Genomic DNA, 11,091 nt, shown 5'->3' with positions numbered 1-11,091 from the left:
CTGTCACGCCGCTGAGGTTACAGGGATCGGGGTCCGGCGGCCGACGGCGGCGAGCGTGGTGACGAGGAGGGCGATGGTGCTGCTGGCGGAGGCGACGATCACGCAGGTGATGAAGCCCGTACCCAGGTTGTGGGCGGTACCGAGGAGCGGGCCGAAGGTGGCGACACCGATCGCACCGCCGACTTGGCGGGAGGTGTTGAACGCTGCCGAGGCGGCGCCGTGCAGGGCGGGTTCGACGGCGGCGATGGACTGTGAGGTCATGGTGGGCACGAGGAGCCCGGAGCTGACGCCGATCGGGGTCAGCGCAACCACGAGTGGCCACAGCGCCGTCGAAGTACTGGCCCAGGCGAGCCCGAGAAGGGCGATGGCCAGCACGGCCTGACCGATGCTGAGGACTGCTGCGCGGCCGAGTCGTCGGGTGAGCGCGGTCGAGCAGATGTTGGCGACCGAGATCAGTCCGGTGAGGGGCAGGAAGAGGAGACCCGTGGACAGCGCACTGAGGCCGCGGCCTTGCTGGAGCATCAGGCTCATGGCGAACAGCACGCCGTAGAAGGCGAAGTTGAGCAACGCCCCTTGAACGGCGGTCGCCGCGAAGCCACGGTCGGCGTACAGGCCTGGGGGCAGGAGCGGTTCCCGGCTGGACCGTTCGACCCAGACGAAGCCGGCGAGTCCGGCGACCGTCAGCGCGACGGCGGTGAGGACCGCGGGATGCAGCCAGCCCTGCGCGGGGGCTTCGATCAGTGCGAAGACCAGCCCACCGATCAGTACGGTCGCAGTGCCCATGCCGGCCAGGTCGAGTCGCCGGCCCGGGCGTACGACGGAAGGCATCGAGAGCAGGCTCCAGATCAGGGCCGGGATCCCGATCACCACGTTGACCGCGAAGACGGCCCGCCAGTTCGCGAGCGCGACCAGCGATCCACCGAGCAGCGGACCGGCCGCCATCCCGACGCCGCCGGCCGCGGCCCACCAGCTGACCAGGCGGTGCCGGGCGTGCTCGTCGGTCGCCGACGCGGTGGCCAGAACGAGTGCGCTGGGCAACAAAAGTGCGGAGCCCGCACCCTGGACGAGCCGGGCCAGGTTGAGCATCAGCATCGAGGTGGCGATCGCGCAGACCGCGGACGACGCGGTGAACACCAGCAGGCCGGTCACGAACGCGCGCTTGGCGCCGAGGGTGTCGGTGATCGCCCCGGCACCGAGCATGAGGGCGGCGAAGGACAACGTGTAGGCGTTGACGGACCACTCGAGTTCGGCGCGGGACGCGTTCAGGTGAGTGGCGAGCTGGGCGAGGGTGACGTTCACGATCGTGCCGTCGACGAAGACCATGAAGGCCGCGACGAGCGCGAGGACGACGACGCCGCGGCGATGTCCGACAGTCATGAAAGCACTCTAGATCAGTGTTTGATCAGCGTCGAACAATATGCCGGTGGGTGGAACCGTTGACCTCGGCGACCGGCCGCTGGAGATCGGCCTCCGCAGCTGAGCTGTCAGCCGGCGGGTACGCCGGGGTCGGGTTCGGCGACGTGGCAGGCGGCGTCGTGGTGCTCGCCGAGGCGGCGGAGGGTGGGCGTGACCTCGTGGCACTTGTCGACGACCAGCGGGCAGCGCCACCGGAAGCGGCAGCCGGGGGTCGGGTCGATGACCTTCGGCGGCTCTCCGGTGTCGCCTTCGACGGCCGCGGTCAGCGGTGCTCGGGGATCGGGTACCGCGCCCAGCAGCAGATCGGTGTAGGGGTGCTTGGGGTTGGCGAGCACCGACTCCGCGGGACCGGCCTCCACGATGTGACCGGCGTACATGATCATCAGCCGGTCAGCGACGTACCGCGCGCTGGCGATGTCGTGGGTGATGTAGAGGAACGACACACCCTCGGACCGGCGCAGCTCGGCCATCAGGTTGAGCAGGCCGATGCGGATCGACACGTCGAGCATCGAGACCGGCTCGTCGGCAAGGATCAGCTTCGGCTTGTGCGCCAAGGCCTGGGCGAACCCGATTCGTTGCCGTTGGCCACCACTGAGCTCGTACGGGTACCGGTGCATGACGTCGGACGCCGGCGTCAGCCCGACGGCCTCGATCACCCGCTCGGCCTCCTCGAACCGCTGGGTGCGGTTGAGCTCGGGGCGGTGCAGCTTCAGGCTGCGCAGGATCCCGTGGGACACCCGGAAGGCAGGGTTGAGCGAACTGAACGGATCCTGGAACACCATCGGTACGTCGCCGCGGTAGGCCAACTGGTCGCGGCGCGAGCGCAGGCTCGACACGGGCTTGCCCTGGTAGTAGATCTCGCCGCTCGTCGGCTTGTACACGCCGGCGAGCAGTCGCGCGATCGTGCTCTTGCCACTGCCGCTCTCGCCCGCGAGCGCGACGATCTCCTGCCGGCCGATCCGGAGGTCGACATCGTCGACGGCGTGCAGATGCTGGCGCGAGAAACCGCGGCCGACCCGGAAGTGCCGGGTCAGCTTCTTGGTCTCGAGCAGTGGTGCCTGGTCCGCGTCGGTCGAGGCAACCTGATCGGCATTCACCGCGGTCATGGGGCCTCCCGGCCTGGACTGAGGAGCGTAGGGAGCGAAGCGACTGGAGCGACGAGGGAAGGCCGGGAGTCAAAGCCCCATGACCCTGCCGGCGCCGAAGGCCCGGCCAAAAGCACGGTCATGAGGTGGCCTCCCGAACGGGTTCTACTTCGGCTTGTTTCTGGCCGGGCGCGTGCAGGAGGCAGCGGGCTTGTACCGGGCCGACCTGGTAGAGCTCCGGCGCGATCTTCGGGCAGTCCTCGAAGGCCTTCGGGCAGCGGGGCTGGAAGCGGCAGCCGGGCGGCGGGTCGGCGAGGTTCGGCGGGCTGCCGGGGATCCCGGTCAGCGGCACCTTCGGCCCGCGGATCGACGGGAACGCGTCGAGCAGCCCGCTGCTGTACGGGTGCGCGGGGTGGTCGAAGACCGCCCGGGTGGCGCCGAACTCGACGACCTGCCCGGCGTACATCACCAGGAGCTTGTCGGAGAAGTGGCTGACCAGCGACATGTCGTGGGTGACGAAGATGACCGCGAACCCGAGCTGATGCTGCAGATCCTTGATCTGCACCATCAACGACCGCTGCGCCACCACGTCGAGGGCGGATGTCGGCTCGTCCATGATGATCAGGTCGGGGGTGAACAGCAGCGCCATGGCGATCATGGCCCGCTGCCGCATCCCGCCGCTGAGCTGGTGCGGGTAGCTCTTCAGGTGGATCGGGTCGATCCCGACCAGGCGCAGGACCTCGGCCGGGCGATCGTCGGCGACCGGTTCGTCGTGCGCCATGATCGCGTCCTGGAACTGGGCACCGATGCTCGTCACCGGGTTGAGCGCGTTCATCGCACTCTGCATCACCACGGAGAAGTCCCGCCAGCGCATCGCGGCCAGCTTCTTCTCGCTCATCGCGAGGAGGTCCTGGCCCTGGAACTTCACACTGCCGCCGGTGATCGCGGCGGGCGGGCTCAGCAGTTGGGCAATGGCGAACAGCAGGGTCGACTTGCCGCAGCCCGATTCGCCGACCACGCCGACGAACTCACCGGCGTGGACGTCGAGATCCACCGCGTCGACCGCGACGACCGGACGGCTGCCGGTGTCGTACTCGACGGTGAGATCCCGGACCTCAAGAATTGGCTGACTTGACACGTCGCCTCCGAACCGGCCGCAGTGCGGGGTTGCTGATCTCGTCGAACGCGTAGTTGAGCAGGGCGAACGACACGCCGAGCAGCGCGACCGCCAGGCCCGGCGACAGGGCCCACGCGGGCAGGCCGTTCACCAGGGCGCTTTGGTTCTGCGCCCAGTAGAGCATCGTGCCCCAGCTCAGCGAGTTGGGATCGCCGAGACCGAGGAACTGCAGGCCGGCTGCTGTGAGCACGGCGTACAGCGCGGCGCCGAGGAAGTTCGCGACGATCAGGGAGATCATCGTCGGCAGCATTTCGACCACGATGATGTACGACGACCGTTCGCCCCGGACCCGGGCCGACTCGAGGAAGTCCCGGTTGCGGAGCGACAGTGCCTGCGCGCGCATCTGGCGGGCGCCGTACGACCAGCCGGTCAGGATCAGCACGATGATGATGACGGTCAGGTTGCCCTTACCGGCGTACGTCGCCAGCACGATGATCAGCGGGAACGTCGGGAGCACCAGGAAGATGTCGGTCAGCATCGACAGCCCGTCGTCGGCGAACCCGCCGAGGTAGGCCGCTGAGACCCCGATGATCACCGACAGGATCGTCGCGCCCAGACCCACGACGACGGCGATGATGAGGGACTCGCGGGTGCTGTAGATGAGTTCGGCGTACACATCCTGGCCGAGGCCCGTCGTCCCGAGCCAGTGGTCGCCGGACGGATGCGCCAGCGGGGTGTCGCCGATTGCGCGCGGATCGCCGTGCAGCCAGGGGACGAAGAGCTGCGGGAACGCCGCGAGCAGGATGAACAGCAGCAGCAGGGCGGCGCCGACCATGGCCTTGCGGTTGCGCATGATGGCGCGCAACAGACCACCGCGCGGGCGGCGGGTCGCGCTCGGTGCTGCGGGCGCGGCGGCGCCGGTGACGATAGCGCTCATCGGTTACCCCTTCGTCCGGGCTCGCGGGTCGAGCAGGAACACCGCGAAGTCGCAGAGCAGGACACAGATCAGTACGGCCAGCGTCACCAGCAGGAAGAGGGCCTGCAGCAACGGGTAGTCCGTACTGACCGTGGCGTTGTAGAACATGTAGCCCAGGCCGGGGTAGTTGAACACGTACTCGACCAGGATCGTGCCGGAGATGACGAAGCCGAGCGACATCGCGAACCCGGACAGGTTCGGCAGGAACGCGTTCCGGCCGGCGTAGCCGAACATGATCCGCCGGCCCGGGATGCCCTTGGCCCGGGCCATCCGGACGTAGTCCTCGGCCAGCGTGGTGACCATGTTGTTGCGCATGGTCAGGATCCAGCCGCCGATCGCGGTGATCAGGATGGTTCCGGCCGGCAGGATGCCGTGCTTGAGCACGCTGCCGATGAACTCGGGGTTGAAGCCCGGCGTCAACCCCTGATCGTAGTTGAAGTCGTTGGGCAGGACCGGATGGCTGCCGATCGCGAACAACGAGATGAACAGCAGCGCGACCCAGAAGTACGGCAGCGCCGACGTCACGATGAAGAGCGGCGGCACGACCCCGTCGATCAGCCCGCCACGCCGCCAGCCGGCGATCGTGCCGATCAGGGTGCCGATGGCGAACGCCAGTACGGTCGCGATGCCGACCAGCCCGAGCGTCCACGGCAACGCGCCGCCGATCAGCGTGGTCACCGGGACACCGAGGCTGCTGCCGACCGAGACGCCCCAGTGGCCGGTGACCATCGCTTTGAGGTACTCGCCGTACTGGAGGACGACGTTCTTGTCCGGATCGAAGCCGAACTCGGCCAGGACGGTCCGCAACTGTTCCGCCGTGACGACCGAGCCGCCCTTGCTGAGCCGTTGCCGCAGTGCCTCCTCCGGACTGCCGGGCATCATCCGCGGGATGAAGAAGTTCAGCGTCATCGCTGCCCAGAGAGTGAGCACGAAGAACCCGAGACGACGTATCAGGTACCGCACGACCACCAGCTCCTCGTGCTCACTCTCACGTTCGATTCCTTACTTCTGGGCCGACTTGGAGTACAGGTTCGTCAGGACCTGTCCGACGTCGGGGATGTTGTACGGCGCGGGCTGGGCGTAGGGGTCGTCCTGCGTCGGCCAGCCCTCGAGGTCCGTGGTGTTGTACTGGTACCAGTCGACCGACTCGGTCGTCGGGATGACCGGTACGTCCTTGATCATGTACGACGAGATCTGCTTGATCAGCTTGACCTGCGTGTCGGGATCCGCGCTGGCGTACTGGTCGAAGAGCTTGTCGACCTCGGGGTTGATGTAGCGCGAGTAGTTGCTGTTGGCCTGCTTGCCGATCGGGGCGGTGTTCTTCGAGTACAGCACCTGCCGCAGCTCGTAGTACGGCGACGGGCCGCCGGAGTCACCGTAGTAGGCCAGGTCGTAGTCACCGGTGTAGAGCTTCTGGTTGTACGACTGCTGCTGCAGGTCCTGGACGGTCAGCTCGATGCCGACGGCGGCGAGCTGCTGCTTGACCACTGCCAGTGAGGCGTCCCAGTCGGTGTAGCCGGTGACCGTGATGACGCTGAGCTTGAGTGGGTTGGACGACGAGTAGCCCGCGCTCTGCAGCAGTTGCTTGGCCTTGTCAGGGTTCGGCTTGTCGTAACCGGCCGCCGTCAGGGCGTCCTTGTCGATGTACTTGTCGAAGGTCGGTGTGACAACGCCGGTTTGGTTGGCGGCCGGCTGGTAGCCGCTCTCACCGATCTTCGAGATCTGCTCCCGGTCGAGCGCGTACGCGATCGCCTGCCGGACCGCCAGCTTGCTGGTCGCCGGGCGGGACGGATCGTTGTTCGGCACGATCGTCACATTCGACGTCGGCGGGAACCAGTAGTTGTTGTCCGGTGACTTCGCCTTGTAGAAGTTGTCGATGTTCGGGATGTACTGGCCGCCCCACTGCGCCTTACCGCTGGCGAGGTCGAGGTTGGCCGGGTTGTTGTCCAGGTAGGCCGGGTACTGGACCTTCTGGATGTACGGCTTGCCCGGCTGCCAGTAGGAGCCGTTGGCGGCGTAGGTGATGTTGTTGCTGGTGCAGGACTCGACCGTGAACGCCCCGGTGCCGATCGGCTTCGTGTTCGGCCAGGTGGCCGGCTTGGCGGCCGCCTCACCGGTGGACCAGATGTGCTTGGGCACGATGCCGACCTGGTTGGCGAAGTTGAAGAAGTACGGCTCGGCCGCCCCCTTGAACTGCAGTGTGACCTTGTTCCCGGCCGCGGTGACGCTGGTCAGTCCGGCACCGGTCCACAGCGCGTAGAGGTCCAGGGCCGGCTGCTGCTTCATCAGGTTGAACGTGTAGACCACGTCGTCGGCACTGAAGGGCTGGCCGTCGCTCCACTTCACGCCGTCGCGGATGGTGAAGACGATCGAGTCCTTCTTCGGCGACCAGGTGAACGCGGTGGCCAGCATGGGCGTGGTGGCACCGCTCTTCAGCACGTTGACGAAGGTCAGCGGCTCGTAGACGAAGCCGAGCGCCTGCTGGTTGACCGCCGGGTTGAACGGGTTGAACTGGCACGGCCAGGTCTGCCCGCCGACGTTGGCGATGGTGACCGTGCCACCCTTCTTGTACTGTCCGGTGCTGCCGCCGCTGCTCGTCGAGGACGTCGGGTTGCTGGATGCACTCCCGATCGGCTTGTCACCGCCCCCACAGCCCGCGGCGGCCAGTACGCCGACCGCCATCGCGGCGACGGCGATCCGTTTGATGCCCCTCATCGTCTCTGCCTTTCACTCCTCGAACTGATGGTCATGCGAATGCCCCAGTGTTGAATGCGTCAGCGCCGAGGTCCGCCCCCGCGGCCTCGACACCCAGGGCGAGTGCGCCTACCAGCGGCGCGTCGGAAGGGAAACGGGCCACGGCCAGTTCCGGTGGGAAGGGGACAGCCGCGTCGAGCGCCCGGCGCAGCTCCGGTGCGATCTGGTCCCAGGAGCGGACCAGTCCGCCACCGACGACGATCCGGACCGGGTCGACGGCGATGGCCAGGTTGACCAGGTGCATCGCCAGTTCCCGGTGGAACTCGTCGGTGAGTACGGCGGCGTCCGGCTGGGTCCGCGCCAGCGCGAACACATCGGCCGCCGTGACCGGTCGGCCCAGCCGGGCGCTTCCGGTCGTCTCGAGGGCCTGACCACTGACGACGTGTTCCAGGATGGTGCGCTGCTCGGCACCGATCCACACGTCAGCGGCGGACCGCAGGTTGTAGCCGATCTCGCCGGACGCGCCGTGCGCCCCGGAGATCACGGTGCCGGCGGCAACGATCGCGGTGGCCAGACCGGTGCCGAGGTTGAGGTAGATGCCCGGGTCGCAGCCGGCCAGCGCACCCCAGCGCAGTTCGGCCGCGGCGGCCGCCTTCACGTCGGTCCCGAGCCGGACGGGGATGCCGGGAAAGGCCTCCCGGACCAGTCGTCCGAACGGGAGCTCGCCCCAGCCGGGAAAGGTCGGTGCGAGCTCGACGCGGTCGTCGTACGGAATGCCCAGGGTGGCCACGCCGACGCCGGCGAGCTGCTGGTCCGGGGCGACCTCCGCGAGCAGGTCGCGGGCCGCGGTCAGTCCGCGACCCAGCGCTGCTTCGGCTCCCGCCTCGGCCCGGCTGTCGAGAGTCGTGTCGCCGAGACGCCGGCCGGACAGGTCACCGACGGCAACGGCGATCTTGGTCCCGCCGAAGTCGAGTCCGAGGACGACCGGCGTGCGAATCATGGACTGGCAACTCCTCGTGCCTACCAATAGAATCGATAGGAAACTAACTTAACAATCACCGTTGGCACAAGGGCTAACTGTGACTGCTGTTCGAAGCGTTATGGACGCAAGGGGGTCGACGTGACGGTAGTCGCCGGAGGTGCCTCCGCGGCGCGCCCGCAACTGATTCGCGCGATGAACGAACAGGTCCTGCTGGAGCACATCCGGCGGTCCGGACCGGTCTCACGGACCGAGCTGGCACAGCTGTCCGGACTGTCCAAGCCGACGGTCTCCGCGGCGCTGACCACGATCGAGCGCTCCGGGCTGGTGCACACGACCGGTCAGCGGACGGGCGTGCCCGGGCCGGCGGCGCGCCTGTACGAGGTGCGGCCGGAAGCTGGGTTCGTGCTCGGGCTCGATGTCGGGCGGCAGTTCCTGCGGGGCGCGATCGCCGATCTGGCGGGAAACATTCGCTGCCGGTTGAACGTGCGTACCAAGGCCGGTGACGCGATGGCCCGGATCCAGGAACTGTCGGACCTGGCGGGAACGCTCGCGGCCGACGCGGGGATCAGGACTGAGCAGCTGACACAGACCGTGCTCGGCAGCCCCGGTGTGTACGACGCTCGGCTCGACGCGCTGACCTTGACCGGGCGATTGTCCGGGTGGGACTCGCCGGCGACGCTGGCCGCGCTGCGTGATCGCTTCGGGGCTGCGTTGATGATCGAGAACGACGTGGACGCCGCCGCGCTGGCGGAGCGGGTGCACGGTCATGGTCGTGACGTCGACAGCTTCGCGTTCGTCTCCGTCGGCACGGGGATCGGGATGGGGCTGGTGCTGGACGGCAAGCTTCGGCACGGTTCGCACGGGGTGGCCGGGGAGATCGGCTATCTGCCGTTCACCGAGGGCAGCGGTAGTGATCCACGGGATGCTCGCCAGCGAGGTGGCTTCGACGCGTCGGCCTCGGCGGCGGCTGTGGTCCGAGCCGCTCGGAGGGCGGGGGTGCGTGGCGCCTCGTCGGCCGAGAAGGTGTTCGCGGCGGCAGCGCGCGGCGATGTGGTCGCAGCCGCGGTCGTGGCCGAGGAAGCGCTCCTCGTGGCGAAGGCGGTCTGTACCGTCATCACCGTCGTCGACCCGGACCTGGTCGTCCTGGGTGGTGGCATCGGTCAGGCGCCTGGCTTCCTCGAGGCCGTGGTCGACAAGCTCCGGCTGATGGCGCCGGTGCTGCCCGACGTGAAGGCCAGCGTTCTGGGGACCGACACCGTCGTGGCCGGCTGCATCGCGGCCGGTCTCGATCGTGCTTGGCGAGACCTGGTCGGACGGATCTCTGCTCCTGCCCTCTAGTGTGGTGGGGTGGGCGATCAGTCGAGTTGGCGCGAGGAGCGGCGGGAAGCGGCCTCGGCTCATGCTGCCGCGCTTGAACGCAAGAAGGCCGCCGAGACGGCGCAGGCCCGGGAGTTGCTGGTCCACTTCGTGCAGAAGATGAAGAACCTGGGCATCGAGCCGGAGCCGTTGCGGGCGCAGGTTATCGGCTCGTCCACCAGCTATCGGACCGATGTCACCGGCTGGTACCTCCGCCGCAACCGTTCGCTGGCCGTCGACCTCGACGCGAACTTCTACATCCTCGGCGTCTCGCCCAGCCTCAAATCCCGCCTGACCGGCGTCCACCTCACCCCATCCGCCCCACCTCTGGTCGTCGGCCAAGGCGCCCGAGACGGCGAATCCATGCCACTCCAGCACCTACTACAACTCCGCATGGACTCACTCTCCTGGTAGCACCGTCGCAATCAACGCCGTCCCAGGAGCCGTCCGCCCACCCGGACCGGCAGACGGTACGACGTCCTCGGCACTCAGTGCCTCACCACACTCCGAGCAGCAAACCGTCGCCGTGGTGATCCGCCCACAGGTGGCATGGGTGAACCGCAGCGGCTGACCCGCGGGCGGCGTGGCCCAGCGATCTCCCCACGCCGTGAGAGAGATCAGAATCGGCACGAGCTCCTGTCCGGCCTCGGTCAGTGCGTAGGCATAGCGGACCGGATTCTCCTGGTATGGCGTACGCCGTACCAAGCCGCCGTCCATCAGCGTGTTCAACCGGTCGGTCAGCAGATTGCGAGAGATCCCGAGATCGGTCACGAACTGATCGAAGCGGTCCAGACCGAGATAGAGATCCCGCAGCACCAGGGGAGTCCACCAATCGCCGATGAGTTCGAGCGACTGGGCGAGCGAGCAGTGCATCGAGGCGAAGCTGGTGTTCCGCATGTCACCACTCTAGTCAGTTGCTTCATTGAACTCACTGTCTCTACGGTGGTGGCAACAGGCGACGAGGGGAGAGAGTGGTTCATGTATCACCGGGTTGTGGCGGGGCAGGTGCGGAAGGCTTTTGCGGAGATCAGTGCTGGGAACTGGGAGGCGATGGTGGCCGGGATGGCGCCCGATTTCAGTTACACGTTCTACGGTGATCACGCGTTGGCGGGGCAGCGGCACACGCATGATGCGCTGCGTCGGTGGTGGGAGCGGTGCTTCCGGTTGCTGCCGAACACCCGGTTCGAGGTCCAGGACATCCTGGTCGCCGGCTGGCCGTGGGACACGCGGGTGGCCACCGCCGTGACCGTCCACGTCGGCGTTGTCGACGGTTCGCAGTACGAGAATGTGGTTCATCAGTTCCTCCGGATCCGCTGGGGCAAGATCACCGAAGTCCGCACCCTCGAGGACACCGCGGTCCTCGAGAAGACCCTCGATCGCCTCGCCGCGGCCGGATACGCCGAAGCCCACGCGGCCCCCATCACCGATCGCTGAAGAAGTTGCTAGGGGCAACAAAGAGGCCGGG

11 protein-coding genes are annotated in these 11,091 nt (G+C 67.6%); 3 read left to right on the top strand and 8 right to left on the bottom strand.

Annotated elements, in window-relative coordinates; genetic code table 11:
- Positions 1 to 3: 3 nt before the first annotated feature.
- From ACZ3HV_RS22060 to ACZ3HV_RS22030, 7 genes are all read right to left on the bottom strand, one after another.
- On the bottom strand, positions 4 to 1,377 hold the full coding sequence (locus tag ACZ3HV_RS22060; RefSeq protein ID WP_465686847.1) for an MFS transporter: 1,374 nt from the start codon (positions 1,375 to 1,377) through the stop codon (positions 4 to 6).
- A 107-nt stretch (positions 1,378 to 1,484) separates the two neighbouring features.
- Positions 1,485 to 2,522, bottom strand: a complete 1,038-nt coding sequence (locus ACZ3HV_RS22055; RefSeq protein ID WP_465686846.1) for an ABC transporter ATP-binding protein — start codon at positions 2,520 to 2,522, stop codon at positions 1,485 to 1,487.
- 118 nt (positions 2,523 to 2,640) lie between these two features.
- Positions 2,641 to 3,639 (bottom strand): ABC transporter ATP-binding protein, encoded by a 999-nt coding sequence (locus tag ACZ3HV_RS22050; protein ID WP_465686845.1) that lies wholly within the window; start codon positions 3,637 to 3,639, stop codon positions 2,641 to 2,643.
- Entirely contained in the window at positions 3,617 to 4,555 is a 939-nt protein-coding gene (locus ACZ3HV_RS22045; protein WP_465686844.1) for an ABC transporter permease, read from the bottom strand. Before ACZ3HV_RS22045 ends, ACZ3HV_RS22050 begins: the two co-directional genes overlap by 23 nt.
- Before the next feature lie 3 nt (positions 4,556 to 4,558).
- Positions 4,559 to 5,557 carry an ABC transporter permease gene (locus ACZ3HV_RS22040; protein WP_465686843.1) on the bottom strand — a complete coding sequence of 333 codons (999 nt, stop codon included), beginning with the start codon at positions 5,555 to 5,557 and terminating at the stop codon, positions 4,559 to 4,561.
- Positions 5,558 to 5,596: 39 nt separating this feature from the next.
- A complete protein-coding gene (locus ACZ3HV_RS22035; protein WP_465686842.1) occupies positions 5,597 to 7,309 on the bottom strand; it encodes an ABC transporter substrate-binding protein in 1,713 nt (570 codons plus the stop codon).
- 31 nt (positions 7,310 to 7,340) lie between these two features.
- Positions 7,341 to 8,288, bottom strand: a complete 948-nt coding sequence (locus ACZ3HV_RS22030; protein WP_465686841.1) for an ROK family protein — start codon at positions 8,286 to 8,288, stop codon at positions 7,341 to 7,343.
- 120 nt (positions 8,289 to 8,408) lie between these two features.
- Here ACZ3HV_RS22030 and ACZ3HV_RS22025 point away from each other — a divergent pair, with 120 nt between their 5' ends.
- Positions 8,409 to 9,608: an ROK family protein gene (locus tag ACZ3HV_RS22025; RefSeq protein WP_465686840.1), complete on the top strand. Its 1,200-nt coding sequence runs from the start codon at positions 8,409 to 8,411 to the stop codon at positions 9,606 to 9,608.
- Between the two features lie 9 nt (positions 9,609 to 9,617).
- Positions 9,618 to 10,040, top strand: coding sequence for a hypothetical protein (locus ACZ3HV_RS22020; protein ID WP_465686839.1), 423 nt, complete (start codon positions 9,618 to 9,620; stop codon positions 10,038 to 10,040).
- Here the strand turns inward: ACZ3HV_RS22020 and ACZ3HV_RS22015 are convergent.
- Entirely contained in the window at positions 10,026 to 10,523 is a 498-nt protein-coding gene (locus ACZ3HV_RS22015; protein WP_465686838.1) for a winged helix-turn-helix transcriptional regulator, read from the bottom strand. The two genes, ACZ3HV_RS22020 and ACZ3HV_RS22015, sit on opposite strands and share 15 nt — an antisense overlap.
- Positions 10,524 to 10,604: 81 nt before the next feature.
- Here ACZ3HV_RS22015 and ACZ3HV_RS22010 point away from each other — a divergent pair, with 81 nt between their 5' ends.
- Positions 10,605 to 11,060 carry a nuclear transport factor 2 family protein gene (locus ACZ3HV_RS22010; RefSeq protein ID WP_465686837.1) on the top strand — a complete coding sequence of 152 codons (456 nt, stop codon included), beginning with the start codon at positions 10,605 to 10,607 and terminating at the stop codon, positions 11,058 to 11,060.
- Positions 11,061 to 11,091: the final 31 nt, after the last annotated feature.

The organism is Kribbella sp. NPDC020701 (assembly GCF_055562215.1).
The sequence above is the reverse complement of the archived record's forward strand: the minus strand, read 5'-3'. Positions and strand labels throughout refer to the sequence as shown.